The organism is Lysobacter rhizosphaerae (assembly GCF_054779795.1).
Genome location: NZ_BAAGXO010000009.1, coordinates 87,456 through 104,320 on the forward strand (window position 1 = coordinate 87,456; position 16,865 = coordinate 104,320).

The 16,865-nt window shown below is 65.2% G+C and carries 13 protein-coding genes; 11 read left to right on the top strand and 2 right to left on the bottom strand.

Features of this window, described 5'->3' with window-relative positions; all coding sequences use genetic code 11:
- Window positions 1–69: 69 nt before the first annotated feature.
- Window positions 70–1,437: a cysteine--tRNA ligase gene (gene cysS / locus ACYVGE_RS13520; RefSeq protein ID WP_460730654.1), complete on the bottom strand. Its 1,368-nt coding sequence runs from the start codon at window positions 1,435–1,437 to the stop codon at window positions 70–72.
- A 111-nt stretch (window positions 1,438–1,548) separates the two neighbouring features.
- Between cysS and ACYVGE_RS13525 the strand changes: the two genes are divergently transcribed.
- The 8 genes from ACYVGE_RS13525 (at window position 1,549) to argH (ending at window position 9,947) form a co-directional block, all read left to right on the top strand.
- The gene (locus ACYVGE_RS13525) at window positions 1,549–1,989 is read left to right on the top strand and encodes a hypothetical protein (protein WP_460730669.1); all 441 of its coding nucleotides are present in this window, start codon (window positions 1,549–1,551) and stop codon (window positions 1,987–1,989) included.
- 300 nt (window positions 1,990–2,289) lie between these two features.
- Window positions 2,290–3,321 carry an N-acetylornithine carbamoyltransferase gene (locus ACYVGE_RS13530; protein WP_460730655.1) on the top strand — a complete coding sequence of 344 codons (1,032 nt, stop codon included), beginning with the start codon at window positions 2,290–2,292 and terminating at the stop codon, window positions 3,319–3,321.
- Window positions 3,322–3,441: 120 nt separating this feature from the next.
- Entirely contained in the window at window positions 3,442–4,638 is a 1,197-nt protein-coding gene (locus ACYVGE_RS13535) for an argininosuccinate synthase (RefSeq protein ID WP_460730656.1), read from the top strand.
- A 15-nt stretch (window positions 4,639–4,653) separates the two neighbouring features.
- Window positions 4,654–5,739: an acetylornithine deacetylase gene (locus tag ACYVGE_RS13540; RefSeq protein WP_460730657.1), complete on the top strand. Its 1,086-nt coding sequence runs from the start codon at window positions 4,654–4,656 to the stop codon at window positions 5,737–5,739.
- Window positions 5,736–7,067, top strand: coding sequence for an acetylglutamate kinase (locus ACYVGE_RS13545; RefSeq protein ID WP_460730658.1), 1,332 nt, complete (start codon window positions 5,736–5,738; stop codon window positions 7,065–7,067). The genes ACYVGE_RS13540 and ACYVGE_RS13545 overlap by 4 nt, the downstream gene beginning before the upstream one ends.
- Window position 7,068: 1 nt before the next feature.
- Entirely contained in the window at window positions 7,069–7,680 is a 612-nt protein-coding gene (locus ACYVGE_RS13550; protein ID WP_460730659.1) for a GNAT family N-acetyltransferase, read from the top strand.
- Window positions 7,673–8,632: an N-acetyl-gamma-glutamyl-phosphate reductase gene (gene argC, locus ACYVGE_RS13555; protein WP_460730660.1), complete on the top strand. Its 960-nt coding sequence runs from the start codon at window positions 7,673–7,675 to the stop codon at window positions 8,630–8,632. Before ACYVGE_RS13550 ends, argC begins: the two co-directional genes overlap by 8 nt.
- A 22-nt stretch (window positions 8,633–8,654) precedes the next feature.
- Window positions 8,655–9,947 (top strand): argininosuccinate lyase, encoded by a 1,293-nt coding sequence (gene argH, locus ACYVGE_RS13560; RefSeq protein WP_460730661.1) that lies wholly within the window; start codon window positions 8,655–8,657, stop codon window positions 9,945–9,947.
- Here argH and ACYVGE_RS13565 read toward each other — a convergent pair.
- Window positions 9,944–12,178, bottom strand: a complete 2,235-nt coding sequence (locus ACYVGE_RS13565; RefSeq protein WP_460730662.1) for a patatin-like phospholipase family protein — start codon at window positions 12,176–12,178, stop codon at window positions 9,944–9,946. The genes argH and ACYVGE_RS13565 overlap by 4 nt on opposite strands.
- Before the next feature lie 784 nt (window positions 12,179–12,962).
- On the opposite strand from ACYVGE_RS13565, the gene ACYVGE_RS13570 reads away from it, so the two are divergent.
- The 3 genes from ACYVGE_RS13570 (at window position 12,963) to ACYVGE_RS13580 (ending at window position 16,561) form a co-directional block, all read left to right on the top strand.
- On the top strand, window positions 12,963–14,339 hold the full coding sequence (locus tag ACYVGE_RS13570) for a tyrosine-type recombinase/integrase (protein WP_460730663.1): 1,377 nt from the start codon (window positions 12,963–12,965) through the stop codon (window positions 14,337–14,339).
- 1,139 nt (window positions 14,340–15,478) lie between these two features.
- Window positions 15,479–16,189: an SDR family NAD(P)-dependent oxidoreductase gene (locus ACYVGE_RS13575; protein ID WP_460730664.1), complete on the top strand. Its 711-nt coding sequence runs from the start codon at window positions 15,479–15,481 to the stop codon at window positions 16,187–16,189.
- 78 nt (window positions 16,190–16,267) lie between these two features.
- Window positions 16,268–16,561: a DUF1330 domain-containing protein gene (locus ACYVGE_RS13580; protein ID WP_460730665.1), complete on the top strand. Its 294-nt coding sequence runs from the start codon at window positions 16,268–16,270 to the stop codon at window positions 16,559–16,561.
- The last annotated feature ends 304 nt before the right edge of the window (window positions 16,562–16,865 follow it).

Sequence of the window (16,865 nt, forward strand, 5' to 3'; positions counted from 1 at the left end):
ACCGCGTGTGATCGCGCGACTTCTTTGCGCGATCACTACGCAGGGGCGAGCCCCAGGCGCCTGCTCGGGTCACCCACGCTTCCAGCGCACGCCCTGCGCGGTGTCTTCCAGCACGATGCCTTCACCGGCGAGCTGGTCGCGGATGGCGTCGGCGCGGGCGAAATCGCGCGACTTCTTCGCGGCATTGCGCTCGTCGATCAGCGCCTGGATGCGCGCATCGTCGTCGCCGGAAGTCCCGCGCGCGAACCATGCCGCGGGATCCTGCTGCAGCAGGCCCAATGCCAGTCCCGCGCCCAGCAGTTCGGATTTCAGGCTCTTCCGGTCGCCTGCCGATTCAGCTTTGCGCGCTTCACCGGCGATCCGGGCGATTTCAGCCAGCACGGACGGGGTGTTGAGGTCGTCGTCCAGGGCGGCCTCCACGCTGGCGGGAATCCGGGCGTCGGCTTCGACATCCGCCAGGTCGCGCAAGGTCCCGTACAGGCGGTCCAGCGTGCGGATGCTCTGTTCGATCAGCCCATCCGACCACTCCAGCGGCTGCCGGTAGTGCGCCGACAGCAGGGAGAAGCGCAGCGCCTCAGGCGGGTGCTCGCGCACCAGGTCGTGCACGCGCTGGATGTTGCCGACCGACTTCGCCATCTTGGCGCCGCCGAAATTCAGCATGCCGTTGTGCAGCCACCAGCGCGCGAATGGCCTGCCGCCATGCGCGCATTCGCTCTGCGCGATTTCGTTCTCATGGTGGGGAAACTGCAGATCGACGCCACCGGCGTGGATGTCGATGGTGTCGCCCAGGTGCGCCTCGGCCATCGCCGAGCATTCGATGTGCCAGCCGGGGCGCCCGTAGCTCCACGGGGAATCCCAACCCGGCAGGTCGCCGGTCGACGGCTTCCACAGCACGAAATCGCCCGGATCGCGCTTGTACGGCGCCACTTCCACGCGGGCACCGGCGAGCATCTCCTCGGGATCGCGGCGCGACAGCTTGCCGTAGCCCTCGAAGCTGGCCACGGCGAACAGCACATGGCCTTCCGCGGCATAGGCATGCCCGTGGTCGATCAGGCGCTCGATCATGTCGATGATCTGGGCGACATGGCCCGTCGCCGTGGGCTCCAGGTCCGGCGGCCGCACGCCCAGCGCGCCCATGTCCTCGCGGTAGGCGGCGGCGAACTTGTCGGTGATGACCGAGATCGGCACGCCCTGTTCGCCGGCGGCGTTGTTGATCTTGTCGTCGATGTCGGTGATGTTGCGGGCATAGGCCAGCCCGCCATAGCGGCGGCGCAGCACGTCGGCCAGTACGCCAAACACCACGGGCCCGCGCGCATTGCCGATGTGCACGTAGTTGTAGACCGTCGGCCCGCACACGTACATGGTCACGCGGGCGGGGTCGAGCGGCGCGAAGGGTTCGACGCGGCGCGTCAGGCTGTTGAAGAGGTGCAGGCTCATGGGGGATGTCGCGGGGATTGCGGACAATTCTAGCTGCCTAAAGCCGGGATTCAGGGCCTTGGGGCGTCTGTCGCCTACAATCCCCCGGTCCCCGCGAACCCGAGTGCGATGATCCGTCTTCGTCTGTTGCTGCCCCTCCTGCTGATCTGCGAGGTCCTCGCGGCCGGCCCGGTAGCTGCGCAGCACACGGTCATCCAGCAGGAGAACGTGCGCTACGACTATGCGCAGGTGCTTCGCGTCACCCCGGTTTACCAGACCCTGACGGCTTCCCGCACCGAACAGCGCTGCGAGCCCGTGGCCGATGCGAAGAAGGATTCGCGCATCTCGCGTGCCGTCGTGGCGATCAAGGACGCCCTGCGCCGCGAGGACGACAAGGCGACCAACTGCAAGTCGGTGTCCGTGGAGCGCGAGTTCCGCCGCCCCATCGCCTACGACGTCGATTACGTCTACAAGGGCGCCAAGTTCCGCTCGCGCCTGCCCGAGGACCCGGGCAACCGCCTGCGCATCCGCATCGCCATCACCCCGGCCGTGCCCGGCGCCGCCACGCCTTGACCCATTCCGGCCAATCACGGCCAATCGCGTCCCGCCGGTTGCGCCCGCGGGCCCCACGTGCGAGCATTCGCGCCCTCATGAAGCCCCTTCGCGCCGACGCCGATGTGATGACCTCCGCCTGGATGGCGGCGGGCATGACCTCGCGCGCGCGCCGACCGTTGCCGCCACTTCTGGCTGGGTAACGGCGTACACGCCTTCGTTCCAACGATGGCATGACACTCGAAAAGCCCAGCCTGTGCGCTGGGCTTTTCTGCTTTTCCGGCCCAGCGACATCTTCCGATTCGTTTCTTGGAGACCGCGATGAAGCCTGCTGCAAACCGACCTGCTGCAAACCGACACTTCCTCAACACCCAGGACTGGTCCCGCCCGGACCTCGACGCCCTGCTGACCCAAGCCGCGATCTTCAAGCGCAGCAAGTTCGGCGACGAACTCAAGGGCAAGTCGATCGCCCTGGTCTTCTTCAATTCCTCGCTGCGCACGCGGACCAGCTTCGAGCTGGGCGCGTTCCAGCTCGGCGGCCACGCCATCGTGCTGCAGCCGGGCAAGGACGCATGGCCGATCGAATTCGACCTGGGCACGGTGATGGATGGCGAGACCGAGGAGCACATCGCCGAAGTCGCTCAGGTGCTGGGGCGCTACGTCGACCTGATTGGCGTGCGCGCCTTCCCGAAGTTCGTCGACTGGACGCTGGATCGCCAGGACCGCGTGCTCAACGGCTTCGCGAAATATTCGCCGGTGCCGGTGATCAACATGGAAACGATCACCCACCCGTGCCAGGAGCTGGCGCACATCCTCGCGTTGCAGGAGCACTTCGGCACCACCAACCTGCGCGGCAGGAAGTACGTGTTGACCTGGACCTACCACCCCAAGCCGCTCAACACCGCGGTGGCGAACTCGGCGCTGACCATCGCCACGCGCATGGGCATGGACGTCACGCTGCTGTGCCCGACGCCGGACTACATCCTGGATGAACGCTACATGGGCTGGGCGGAGCAGAACGTCGCCGAGAGCGGCGGTTCGCTGATCGTCAGCCATGACATCGAAAGCGCCTACCGGGGCGCCGACGTGGTTTACGCCAAGAGCTGGGGTGCGCTGCCGTACTTCGGCAACTGGGCGCCGGAAAAGCCGATCCGCGACCAGTACAAGCACTTCATCGTCGACGAAGCCAAGATGGCCATGACCAACGACGGCGTCTTCAGCCATTGCCTGCCGCTGCGCCGCAACGTCAAGGCCACCGATGCGGTGATGGATTCGCCTCGATGCATCGCGATCAACGAAGCCGAGAATCGCCTGCATGTGCAGAAGGCGATCATGTCGGCATTGGTCAGCTGAGGATTTCCCCTTCCCCCGCGTGCGGGGGAAGGTCGGGATGGGGGCAGCAGCGCCCGCATCCTCCCCCCACCCCAACCCTCCCCCGCAAGCGGGGGAGGGGGTTAATCAGAGAGACATCGAATGAGCACCAAAGACATCGTCCTCGCCTTTTCCGGCGGCCTCGACACCAGCTTCTGCGTTCCTTACCTGCAGGAGCGTGGCTGGAACGTGCACACCGTGTTCGCCGACACCGGCGGCGTCGACGCCGAGGAACGCGCCTTCATCGAACAGCGTGCCGCCGAACTCGGCGTGGCTTCGCACGTCACCGTCGATGGCGGCCCGGCGATCTGGGAAGGCTTCGTCAAGCCGTTCGTCTGGGCGGGCGAGGGCTACCAGGGCCAGTACCCGCTGCTGGTCTCGGACCGTTACCTGATCGTCGACGCCGCGCTCAGGCGCTGCGCCGAGTTGGGCACGAAGGCCATCGCGCACGGCTGCACCGGCATGGGCAACGACCAGGTGCGCTTCGACCTGGCGGTGAAGGCGCTGGGCGACTATGAAATCGTCGCGCCGATCCGCGAAATCCAGAAGGAACACACCGAAGTCCGCGCGTACGAACAGAAATACCTGGAAGAACGCGGCTTTGGCGTGCGCGCCAAGCAGAAGGCCTACACGATCAACGAGAACCTGCTCGGCCTGACCATGTCGGGCGGAGAGATCGATCGCTGGCAGGCGCCGGGCGAAGGCGCGCGAGGCTGGTGCAAGCCGCGCGCGGAGTGGCCGGCGGAGTCGTTGCGCGTGAAGGTCGGCTTCGTCAACGGCGAAGCAGTCGCGCTCAATGGCGAGAAGATGGAAGGCCACACGCTGCTGGCCAGGCTCAACACGCTGTTCGCGGCATACGGCGTCGGCCGTGGCATCTACACCGGCGATACGACCATCGGCCTCAAGGGCCGCATCATCTTCGAAGCGCCGGGCCTGATCTCGCTGCTCACCGCGCATCGCGCGCTTGAAGAAGCCGTGCTGAGCAAGCAGCAGAACCGCTTCAAGCCCGAAGTGGCCCGCAAATGGGTGGAGCTGGTCTACGAAGGCTTCTTCCACGATCCGCTCAAGACCGACCTGGAAGCGTTCCTGGCCTCGAGCCAGTCCACCGTCACCGGCGACGTCGTACTGGAGACGCAGGGCGGCACGGTGAATGCGATCGCGATCGAGTCGAAGCACATCCTCAACGCCAAGGGCGCGACCTACGCGCAGGCGGCGGACTGGGGCGTGGCCGAGGCCGAGGGCTTCATCAAGCTGTTCGGCATGAGCAGCACGCTCTGGGCCGAAGTCAATCGCAACTGATCCGACAGAACGCACATGCTCGATCAAGTCCTCAAGCACCTGGAAGCGCTGGTGTCCTTCGACACCCGCAATCCGCCGCGCGACATCGGCACCGGCGGCATCTTCGATTACCTGCGCTCGCAGCTCGAAGGCTTCCGTGTCGAAGTGACCGACCACGGCGCAGGCGCGGTGTCGATGCTTGCCGTGCGCGGCAATCCGACGCGCTTGTTCAACGTTCACCTGGATACGGTGCCGTCGTCGGAGGCATGGTCGGCGAATCCGCTGAAGCTGCGCCTCACCGGCGATCGCGCGATCGGGCTGGGCGCGTGCGACATCAAGGGCGCGGCGGCGGGGCTGCTCGCGGCCGCGGCGGGGACGGGCGGTGACGCCGCGTTCCTCTTCAGCACCGACGAGGAAGCCAACGACGCCCGTTGCATCGCCGCGTTCCTGGCCCGGGACCATGGCTTCCGCGAAGCCATCGTCGCGGAGCCGACGAAGTGCGAAGCCGTGCTGGCGCACCGTGGCATCGGTTCGGTGCTGATGAAGTTCCGCGGCCATGCCGGCCATGCCTCCGGCGCCGACGCGCTCCACGCCAGCGCGCTGCACAACGCCATGCGCTGGGGCAGTGCCGCGCTGGAGTTCGTCGAGTCCCAATCGCACCAGCGCTTTGGCGGCCTCACTGGCCTGCGCTTCAACATCGGCCGAGTGGAAGGCGGGATCAAGGCGAACATGATCGCGCCCAGTGCCGAGGTGCGCTTCGGCTTCCGGCCGCTGCCTTCGATGCCGATGGATGCGTTGCACGAGCATTTCCGCTCGCTGCCCGGTTCGGCGGCGCTCGAGTCCTACCAGGAAACCTTCCATGGTCCCTCGCTGCCCAGCGGCAACATCGCCGGTGCGGAGCAGCGTCGCCTCGAGGCACGCGACCTCGCCGATGCGCTCGAACTGCCCATCGGCAATGCCGTGGATTTCTGGACCGAGGCTTCGCTTTTCTCCGCGGCGGGGCTCACCGCGATGGTCTATGGCCCCGGCGACATCGCCCAGGCCCACACCGCCGACGAATGGGTCGCGCTCGACCAGCTTTCCACCGCTGCTTCCACCTACCAGCGCCTGTTGGCGCAATGAACGCCGAGCTCCAACCGACAATGACCGATATGCGCAACACGATCGTCCGCCTGCTGTCCAACATGGCCAGCGCGAAGGAGATCCAGCAATACCTCAAGCGTTTCTCGCAGGTCGACGCATCCCGCTTCGCGGTGGTGAAGGTCGGCGGCGCGGTGCTGCGCGACGACATCGACGCGCTGGTGTCGTCGCTCGCGTTCCTGCAGCAAGTGGGCTTGACGCCCATCGTCGTGCACGGCGCCGGTCCGCAGCTCGACGAGGAAATGAAGCGCGCGGGCATCGAGAAGCGCACGGTCAACAACCTGCGCGTGACCGATGGCCCGGTGCTGTCGGTCGTGCGCCGGGTGATGCGCGAGGAAAACCTCAAGCTGGTCGAGGCGCTGCAGGCGCAGGGCGTGCGCGCGACGTCGATTCAGTCGGGTGTGTTCGAAGCCGAATTCCTCGACCGCAACGTCTACGAGCTGGTTGGCAAGGTCACGCGCGTCGACACCGACGGCATCCAGGCGGCAATCAAGGTCGAATCGATCCCCGTGATCGCGTCCCTGGCCGAGACCGCCGACGGCCAGATCGTCAACGTCAATGCGGACTGGGCCGCCAACGAGCTGATCAAGACGCTGCAGCCGTACAAGATCGTGTTCCTCACCGGCACCGGCGGCCTGCTGGACGAGGACGGCAAGGTGATCGATTCGATCAACCTGTCCACCGAGTACGAGCACCTGGTAGCCCAGCCCTGGATTCACGGTGGCATGAAGGTCAAGATCGAGCAGATCAAGGACCTGCTGGACGTGCTGCCGCTGTCGTCGTCGGTGTCGATCACCCGGCCGGCGGAACTGGCGAAGGAACTGTTCACCCATCGCGGTTCCGGCACGCTGGTGCGCCGCGGCGAACGCGTGCTCAGTGTCGAGCGCTGGGGCCAGCTCGACCTCGCGCGCCTGCGCAGCCTGATCGAATCCGCCTTCGGCCGCATGCTGCTGCCGGATTACTTCGAGCGCACGAAGCTGCATCGCGCCTACGTCAGCGAAAACTACCGTGCGGCGGTGATCCTCACGGATGAGGGTGGGTTCACTTACCTGGACAAGTTCGCCGTGCTCGACGAGGCGCAGGGTGAGGGCCTCGGCCGTGCCGTGTGGCAGGTCATGCGCGACGAGAACCCGCGCCTGTTCTGGCGCTCGCGCCGGGGCAATCCGGTCAATACGTTCTATTTCTCCGAAAGCGATGGCTGCATCAAGGAACCGAAGTGGAAGGTGTTCTGGTACGGCCTGCAGAACTTTGACGAGATCGCGCACTGCGTCGAGCATTGCCGCACGCGCCCGGCTACCTTGAAGGACTGACGTGAACGCAGAGCATTCCCTCGACCCCTGGCAGCAGCCGCCCACGCTGCGTGGCACGCATGTGTCACTGGAGCCCTTGCAACGCGAACACGCGGAGGGATTGCGCGACGCCCTGGGCGAGGGCCGCCTGTGGGAGCTCTGGTACACGAGCGTGCCGCGTCCGGAGGCCATCGAGGACTACGTCGATACGGCGCTCGCCGCCCAGGCCAGGGGCGAGGCGCTGGTCTTCGCCGTGCTCGATGCCGCGGGTGCGGTCGTCGGAACGACGCGCTATTACCAGCTGGACCGCAACGTGCCGCGCCTCGCAATCGGCTACACCTGGTACGCGACGCGCGTTCAAAGGACCGGGCTCAACACCGAGGCGAAGCTCCTGCTGCTGGCGCATGCGTTCGAAGCCATGCAGTGCGCGGCCGTCGGTTTCGAGACCAGCTGGTTCAACCTGGCGTCGCGCACGGCCATCGCGCGCCTGGGCGCCAGGCAGGACGGCGTGCTGCGCAACCACATGCGTCATCGCGACGGCACGCTGCGCGACACGGTGGTGTTCTCCATCCTCGCCAACGAATGGCCGGCGGTGAAGGTCAACCTGCAAGGGAAGCTGGCGCGCCATGACTGAAACATCCGCACGGAAACGCATCGGGATAGTCGGGGCCCGCGGCTACGTCGGCTCCGAGCTGATCCGCCTGGTCGCCGCGCATCCGCACTTTGAACTGGCATTCGTTTCCTCGCGCGAGCGCGAGGGCGAGCGGTTGCAAGACCACGAATCCGGCTACGCCGGCGACCTGGCCTACGTTGCCTACGGCCCTGAAGCCGCGGCAGGGCAGGGTGTCGATGCACTGGTGCTGGCCTTGCCCAACGGCAAGGCGGCACCCTTCGTTGCGGCCGTGGATGCGATCGCGCCGCAGACACTGGTGATCGACCTGTCCGCGGACTACCGCTTCGACGACGGCTGGTATTACGGCCTGCCCGAATTGACGCGCGGCAACTATCGAGGCCAGCGCCGCATCAGCAATCCGGGCTGCTATGCCACGGCGATGCAACTGGCGATCGCGCCGATGCGCGACGTGCTCGAAGGCGCGGTGCAATGCTTCGGGGTGTCGGGCTATTCCGGCGCCGGCACCACGCCCTCCGACAAGAACGATCCGGACAAGCTGCGCGACAACCTGATGCCCTACGCGCTCACCGGTCATGTGCACGAGCGCGAAGTGACACGCCAGCTCGGCCATGCGGTGGAATTCATGCCGCACGTCGCCCCGCATTTCCGCGGATTGACCATCACCGCCAACCTCCACCTGGCCCGCGCGGTCGCGCGTGAGGAAGCGGTCGCACGCTATCGCGAGCGCTACGCGCGCGAGCCGCTGGTGCGGGTCGCCGACGAGGCCCCGTGGGTCAGTGCCATCGCGAACGCGCACCACGTCGATATCGGCGGTTTCGCGATCGCCGACGACGGCCGCCGCCTCGTGGTCGTCTCGACCGAAGACAACCTGCTCAAGGGCGCTGCCACGCAGGCGCTGCAGAACCTCAACCTGGCGTTCGACCTCGAAGAAACCGCCGGGATCCCGCTTTAAGGAAGCACTTTAAGGAAGTCCCATGTCCGATCTGCTCTGGCAAAAACCCGGCGTCAAGGTCGATGCCCGCATCCAGGCGTTCCTCGCCGGCGAGGACGTGATCCTCGATCGCGAATTCTTCCTGTTCGACATCGAGGCCAGCCGCGCGCATGCCGAGGGCCTGCAGCAGATCGGCATCCTCGATGCGCAGGAGCTCGAAGGGCTCACGCGCGAACTGGCGGTGCTCGCCGACGACTTCCGCAGCGGCGCCTTCGTGCTCGACGAGCGCTTTGAGGACGGCCATTCCGCCATCGAGGCGCGCCTGATCGAACGCCTCGGCGATGCCGGACGCAGGATCCATACCGGCCGCAGCCGCAACGACCAGATCCTTGTCGCCACGCGCCTGTGGCTGAAGGACCGGCTCGCACGCGTCGCCGCGCTGTGCCGCGAATCGGCGGAGGTTGCACTGGCCCGCGCCGAAGCCGAGAGCACACTGCCACTGCCGGGTTACACGCACCTGCAACGTGCGGTCGTGTCCTCGGCCGGCATGTGGTGGGCAGCGTGGGCGGAAGGATTCATCGACGACGCGCTGCGTGCGCGGCAGACGCTCGCTTGGGTCGATGCCAACCCGCTCGGCAGCGCGGCCGGCTATGGCGTCAACCTGCCACTGGCACGCGATCACACCACCCAGGCGCTCGGCTTCGGTCGCATGCAGGTTTCGGCGGCGTACGCGCAGCTTTCGCGCGGCAAGTTCGAGATGGCGGCGATCGAGGCGCTGTCCTCGGCGCTGCTGGACCTGCGCCGCCTCGCCTGGGACCTGAGCCTGTTCACCAGCGCCGAATTCGGTTTCGTCGCATTGCCGGCCGAATACACCACCGGCAGTTCGATCATGCCGAACAAGCGCAATCCGGACGTGATCGAACTGATGCGTGCCAGTTATTCCGCTGCCGCGGCGGCGCGGACCGAGATCGAGCAGCTGTTGTCGCTGCCATCCGGTTATCACCGCGACCTGCAGTTCTCCAAGGGCGCGATCTTCCACGCCTTCGGTCGTGGCCTGGGCGCGCTGGAACTGCTCCCCGACCTGCTGCGCAACCTCGAATGGAAACCCGATGCGATGCGCGCATCGCTCGATCCGTCGATGTATGCCACCGATCTTGCGGTCGACCTGGCGCGCCAGGGCGTCCCGTTCCGCGACGCCTACAAGCAGGCCGCCGATCCGGCGCTGTGGGGGCAGGGCGATCCGCAGCGCAGTCTTGCGGCGCGCGTCTCCCCGGGCGCGGCTGCAGACCCGCGCCTGCACGTGCTGCGCGAGCGGCTCGCGGCACTGGGCGACTAGAACTGCTGGCTGATCTCCAGGAACATGTTGCCTTCGCCGCCCTCGCGCAGGCCGAAGCCGAAGAGCAGCGGGCCCAGCCAGGAATCGAAGCCGAAGTAGACGCTGCCGTTCACGATGCCGTCGCCGAGATCCATGTCGTCGCGCTCCTGCCAGGCGTTGCCGTATTCGAGCGTGCCGCCCAGGAACGCGCTGCGGCCCAGCACGCTTCCGAGTTGATAGAGATAACCGCCGACCAGCACGACATAGTCCTGGCCGGTCAGTTCGTTGCGCCGGAAGCCCGCCAGCTTGGTGTAACCGCCCAGGCGATAGAGGCTCTGCACAGGGGCCGTGCCATCGATCGTGCTGTGGTAGCGAAGGCCCCCTTGCACGGTGTGTTTTCCGAAACTTTTCGCGAGCAACGCATCGAAATCCACCTGGTCGAACTGGGCGTCCGCACCCAGCGACTCCCTGGACATCGTGTAGCCCAGTTGGGCGATATAGCCATCGCGCGGGAAGTACAGATTGTCGAGGCGGTCCAGGGTCAGGGTCGCGAGGGCTTCGCCGACATCCACGTCGAAATTGGGCAGGGCGATCGGATCGCCGGTTTGCAGTTCGGCATGCCCCTTGCCGCGTCGTAGTCCGATTGCCAAGGCACCGTATTCGCCGAACTGGCGGACCCAGCCTCCCTCGATCGCTCCCAGATAGACGCCGTAGTCGGCCAGGTTGTTGCCATCGGAGTCGTAGAGCGGAACGTTGCGCTTGTCGATGGTCCCGCGCGTCCAGAACACGTTGTGGTTGGCGGGATCGAACGGATGGTAGTACTCGCCCGCCAGGCCTGGTTCGCTGCCGAGCTGGAGGAGGACGCGGGCCTCGGCACCATAGGGGGAAAGTGGGGCAATTCTCACTCCCACGCGCAGGTTGGCGTCGAAGCCGCCCTGGAAGTCGTCACTGGCCTGCAGTCCTCCCAGCAGGTAGTTCGGCCCGGTGGGGTTTGGCAGGACATGCACAAGGACACCGGTGCGCCCGTTCTCCTCGACCACCTCGTAGTTGACGAGCGAGAAATTCTCGATGCCGTAGACCTCCTGGACCTGTTCTTCCATGGCCTGGACGTCGAGCGGTTTACCCAGCGGCACGTTGATCCGGACCGCGAAGTACGCATCGCTGTATTGGGTCTGGTTGTCGAGCCGATAGAACTCGATGATCGGCGGCTCCAGCGACCGCACGGCGACAGGCGGCGCCGGTTGGCCCGCGGGCCTCGCGTTGGCGGCGGCGATCGCCTCGATCCGTCCACGCGCAGCCAAGGCCGCGGTTTCGCCGATCTTGAGGGCCTCCTTGCCTTTGTCGAAGTCGCCGGTGCCGACTTCCTTGCCAAGCGCCGGCACGATCAGCAGGTCCTGCTCGCCCAGGGTGCGCACTGCCGCGCGGGTATTGCCCACGGTCATCATTCCGGTCATCTGCCCCAGGACTTCGACCAGGCTGGCGTCACGGCCGAGCGTTTCCAACGGCGTGCCGACATCGACCGCAATCACCACGTCCGCGCCCATCGCGCGCACGACGTCGATCGGAACCTGGTTGGACAAGCCACCGTCGAGCAGCACTTTGCCGTTCATTTCGGTCGGATCGAAGATGCCAGGCAACGACATGCTGGCACGCATCGCCATGCCGAGATTGCCGTGGTCGATGACGACGGGTTCACCGGTATTGAGGTCGGTGGCAACGGCGCGAAAGGGAATCGGAAGCTGGTCGAAGTCGCTGATGGCGCTGACCGGCAGGGTTTCGCGCTCGAACAGCAGCAGGATGCGCTGGCCGGCAAGCACGCCGGTCGCAACCCGCAGTTTTCCCCGCGTGAAGCCGACGCCGATCGGCGTCAACGCCTGGCGGTCTTCTTCCTTGCGGCGGTAGCTCCGCTTCTGGCGCTCGAGCGAGTCGTCGAACAACCGGTCCCAATCGAGCGAGAGAATCATCTTCTCGATCTCGGCGGGCGTCATGCCGGAGGCGTACATGGCCCCGACCAGCGAGCCCATGCTCGTGCCTGCGATGCAGTCGACCTTGATGCCCGCGCGCTCGATTTCCTTCAGCACGCTGACGTGGGCGATGCCGCGTGCGCCGCCGCCGCCCAGTGCAAGTCCGATGCGTGGCCGATGATCATCCGGGGCGCGTGCGCCGCAGCTGGTCTGGTCGGCGGCCGATGCCGCGGGGGCCAGCAGGCCGGCCCACATCGCCAAGGCCCAGATCGCCGCGCGCTTCAGCATGACCGCCTCTCCCATGTCATCCGGCTGCGTTGGCCCGGGAAACCGCGGCCATCAGCGTTTGCAGGCCCAGCGGCGGCAAAGCGCGCCCCGAACGGCGCGGACCGGCATCACCTCGGTATACGGCGAAACCGGCACTGGAACGGCCATCGCCGCGAAAGTGCGTTCAAGGTCGCCGCGACGTTGCCGTGAGAGACGGCAAGCTTCAACTGGGACTCCAGGCCTTATGGATGAAGGGCTGTGCCTCCTCCCAGGTCATCGCCTGAGCCTTCCAGCTCTCGTGGATACCGGCGAGAGCATCCCAGCTCTTTCTCACGCTGGACCTGCACTCTTCCCAGTTCTCGCCCCGGAACACCCTGCGGCAAACCAGGCCGAATTGCTCTGCATATTCCTTGCCGGAGTACGGAAGTTGGTGCATCGCTGCCTCGCAGGGCATGGAGGTAACGAAGGTGCACCGGAGGCACTACAGGGATGTGACTGAACGGGTGCGCGGCCAAGACGGGCAAGGGGCGCTATCGCTGAAAGCAAAACGCCCCTATCCAGTTCGCTAAAGGCAAGTTCGCGGTCAGGGTTGGCGGGACTATGCCCCGTCGTCTCTACAACCGAGACGAGTACAGGGGGGCTTGCCGCTTTTGCAGAACTGCAGAACGAAAAAGCCCAGCGCGAGGCTGGGCTGTTCGAAATCTCTGGGATTTATTGGTCGGGGAGACAGGATTTGAACCTGCGACTTCTACGTCCCGAACGGGATTTTGTGGGGCGGAAGATCAGCCACATGCGCGATATATGATTGATTTATAAAGACGTGATTCATCGCGTTGTTTTGCGTTACCCTTCCATTTGCTGGCACATTGCTGGCATGGGGAAGGCGATGAGCAAAAGGCAGCGCGACAACCTGACCGCAAAAGACGTGGAAGCGGCGAAATCACGGGATACCGCATACCGACTTCACGACGCGAAAGTGCCCGGCCTGTCTTTGCGTGTCCTACCGTCCGGGGTTAAATCTTGGTCGATCCTTTGGGCCCGCAACCGGGAACTGGCGTTGGGCAAGTGGCCCGGCGTCACGCTGGAATCGGCGCGGGCGAAGGCGCGGGCGAAGCTGACCGAAACCGATACCCACGGCGCGCCCGTAGCCGTGATTGAGGCTAACAAGCCCGCCGCCGCCAAGCCCATCACGCTGGGCGACTTCATCAGGGAGCACTTCGCCCCGTGGGCGCTAGCTAACCAGAAGCAAGGGCGAGCGACCGTGGACGCGCTGGAAGCCTGTTTCGGCGACCTGTACGAGCGCGAGCTTCGCAGCATCGTGGCCTTCGATATCGAGCGATTCAAGACGGCCCGGAAGAAGGACAACATCAAGCCGGCGACGATCAATCGCGACCTTGACCGCATCCGCAAGGTGTATTCCTGCGCCGTCGAATGGGACTTCCTAACCGATCATCCCTTGAGGAAGGTCAAGCGGCTGAAAGTCGACAATGCCCGCGTGCGCTACCTGAGTGAGGCCGGGGAAAAGCGGTTGCGCAAGGCGCTGGCCGATCGTGAGCAATCGCGCCGCGACCGGCGTGAAAGTGGCAACAACTGGTGCGCCGAACGCGGCTATGGCGAAGGCCGAAGGATGTGGCCGGAGGATGGCTTTACCGATCACGTCACGCCGATGGTGCTGGTGGCGTTGAATACCGGCCTGCGCCGTGGCGAATTGTTCGGGCTGGAATGGCGCAGCGTGAACCTGCAAGCTTGCCTGCTGACCGTGGAAGCTGGTAACGCGAAGTCTGGCAAGACCCGACACCTGCCGCTGAATGCCGAGGCGCTGGACGTGCTGACTCACTGGCGCGAACAGTCGAAGAAAGAAAAGAAGCACGTCACCGGCAACGCGCTGGTATTCCCATCCCCAAGCGGTGCGAAGTTCGACAACATCAACAAGGCATGGGATGGCGTCGCTACGGTGGCGAAGCTGTCCGATTTCAACTTTCACGACCTGCGCCACGACTTCGCATCGAAACTGGTCATGGCAGGCGTCGACCTAAACACCGTCCGCGAGCTACTCGGACACGCGGACATCAAGATGACCCTACGTTATGCACACCTAGCGCCGGGCAAGCTGGCCGATGCGGTGGCGAAGCTGGGTAAACAAAATGTAGAGATCGCTACTTCCGAAGGGGGCAACGCATGACCACCATGAAGCCGGCTACGAAGAAGTCATCGTCCCGTACCGCCTCTGATCGTGGAAGCGGCACCGACCCGATGGCGAAAGGCTATGCGTCCCTGCTGGGGCGAACCGCGCCTGGCGGTGAGGTTGCGCAGAAGAAGCGGGGGCGTCCCACGAAGGATCGACCCGGAGATCCGGTGCTGCGCGCAGCGATTGTGCTTCACCTATTCACGGAAGCGAGACAGAACGGGAAAACCGTAAGGGCGGCGCGCGCGCAGGTTGTGGAGAGGGCGCTCAAGGAGTACGGCATACGCTTGTCTCCGACCGCGGTGCAACGAGTCACTACAGGACTTCAGCCGTCGGGAGAGCCGCTTGAATGGGAGCAAATCGACGGCAGCACTCCGATTACCGGAGTGCTTATCACGGAGGTCGATGCTGAGACAGGCGAAGTCAGGGCGCGAATCGGCCACCGACCGACTTATCCGCGCGAGCGCAAGCCTTCGCCTTCGTTCGATTTCAGGAAAAGATGCGCTCACCGATGAGCTGATCGCTCAGACCGACCCGGGCTGATCATCTGACCGCTGCTGATCAGCGGCATGTCCGCTAACGGCGACAAGCCGACGGTCACACCAGTGCCCGCATGCTGACGTTCATCCGCTCAGGCTCTGCCACCCCGCTGGAACTAGGTCGCTGCCTCGCACCAGACTTGCGCACCTTGGGTGGAATCCTCATTTCAGAAAGGCTGTTTGCCAGATCGGCGAACCAGGCTAGGGAACATACAGTTCGTTACGACATCGTTAGGGCATCGTCGTGCCGTACCTGGATTCCCTGGCTTCGTGACCGGTCAGACCTCCACCCGGATGCCCATGGCGCCATCGCTGGGGCCAGGCCTGATCGTCAGCCCGGAACCAGCCGGAGCAACGGCTTCGGCCTGCTTCCGCTCCGCGTGCTCTGCATTCCGTGGCGCATCATCCCCGCGGCAATACCGAGTACGTAGACGCCCCCAGCAATCCCCTCGATTGCATCGCTGGGTGGAAGAATGTCTGCCGAAGTGCGTGGATTCGCAAACCACTGTTGCGCTCCTAGATTAGTGGCTGCCGCAAGCGCCGACCCTATCGGCGCCCTACCGGCTTTCCCCCACCACAATCTTCGAGTCAAACATCATGAGCAATGCAAACAAGGTCGCCATCGTCACCGGCGCATCCCAGGGTATCGGCGCCGGCCTTGTCAAGGCGTTCCGCGATCGCGGCTACCGCGTCATCGCCAACTCGCGTTCGATCAAGCCGTCCAACGATCCCGACATCCTGACAGTTGCCGGCGACATCGCCGACCGCGCCGTGGCCGAGCGCATCGTCCGCGAGGGCGTGGCCAAGTTCGGTCGCATCGACACCCTGGTGAATAACGCCGGCATCTTCATGCTCAAGCCGTTCACCGCCTTCACCGCCGAAGACTACGCGGCCCAGATCGGCGTCAATCTGACCGGTTTCTTCAATGTCACCCAGGCTGCCGTAGCCGAGATGGAGAAGCAGGGCAGCGGCCACGTCGTGAACATCACGACCAGTCTGGTCGACCATCCCGTCGACGGCGTGCCGTCGGTGCTGACGTCGCTGACCAAGGGCGGGCTCAACGCCGCCACGAAGTCGCTGGCCATCGAGTACGCCAAGCGCGGCATCCGCGCGAACGCCGTCTCACCCGGCATCATCAAAACGCCGATGCATGCACCCGAGAAGCACGCCGCGCTCGCCGGCCTGGCTCCGGTGCGTCGCATCGGCGAAGTCGACGACGTCGTCCAGGCCGTGCTGTATCTCGAGTCTGCTGGCTTCGTGACGGGCGAGATCCTCCATGTCGACGGCGGCTCCAGCGCTGGCCACTGACATCCGCCAATGTCGGGCCGGATCGGCCCGACGTTTCGCAATCCATCAAGCGGTCAGCACACCGCACAGGAGGTTCCCGTGAACAAAGGTTATTGGGTCATTGCGTGGGGCGTCATCTCGGATCCGGTGGCAGTCGAGCGCTATGTCGCGCCTGCTACCGAGGCCATCGTTTCGCACGGCGGCAGGGTCGTCGTGGGCGGCGAGCCGGCGCGAACCTACGAGCAGGGATTGGCGTCGCGCATCGTGGTGGTCGAGTTCGATAGCCTGCAGGCGGCCATCTCGGCTTATGAGAGCCAGGACTATCAGGCAACGCTGCATCATCTGGTAGGCGCGGCCACACGTGATGTCCGTATCGTCGAGGCCATCGGATGAGAACGATGGTTGCTCAGCGGTGGCAGCGCGTGCCATTCGTCGGCAGCGTGGGTGATATGCGCCCCGACCACATCGCGCGCCGGAAGGCTGACTTCCGTACCGCATACCTTCGCGGCGCGGAAAGAGACGCATACATTCCTCGCCCCACAGAAAGCGGTCAATGCGGTCGCTTCGGAGCATGGAAATGAACAGCGTGGCCATTACAGAGACGACCGCGCCAACAATGGTTGGCGTAGTCAGGGAAACCGCGCCCGGCGAGCGGCGAGTGGCGCTGACGCCGACGGATGTGAAGCGCGTGGCAACC

Excerpts from the sequence above, each read along its gene's own strand:
- ACYVGE_RS13535 (WP_460730656.1), top strand. The coding sequence starts at position 3,442 with ATGAGCACCAAAGACATCGTCCTCGCCTTTTCCGGCGGCCTCGACACC.
- ACYVGE_RS13540 (WP_460730657.1), top strand. The coding sequence starts at position 4,654 with ATGCTCGATCAAGTCCTCAAGCACCTGGAAGCGCTGGTGTCCTTCGAC.
- ACYVGE_RS13565 (WP_460730662.1), bottom strand. The coding sequence starts at position 12,178 with ATGCTGAAGCGCGCGGCGATCTGGGCCTTGGCGATGTGGGCCGGCCTG.
- argH (WP_460730661.1), top strand. The coding sequence starts at position 8,655 with ATGTCCGATCTGCTCTGGCAAAAACCCGGCGTCAAGGTCGATGCCCGC.
- ACYVGE_RS13575 (WP_460730664.1), top strand. The coding sequence starts at position 15,479 with ATGAGCAATGCAAACAAGGTCGCCATCGTCACCGGCGCATCCCAGGGT.
- ACYVGE_RS13545 (WP_460730658.1), top strand. The coding sequence starts at position 5,736 with ATGAACGCCGAGCTCCAACCGACAATGACCGATATGCGCAACACGATC.
- argC (WP_460730660.1), top strand. The coding sequence starts at position 7,673 with ATGACTGAAACATCCGCACGGAAACGCATCGGGATAGTCGGGGCCCGC.
- ACYVGE_RS13530 (WP_460730655.1), top strand. The coding sequence starts at position 2,290 with ATGAAGCCTGCTGCAAACCGACCTGCTGCAAACCGACACTTCCTCAAC.
- cysS (WP_460730654.1), bottom strand. The coding sequence starts at position 1,437 with ATGAGCCTGCACCTCTTCAACAGCCTGACGCGCCGCGTCGAACCCTTC.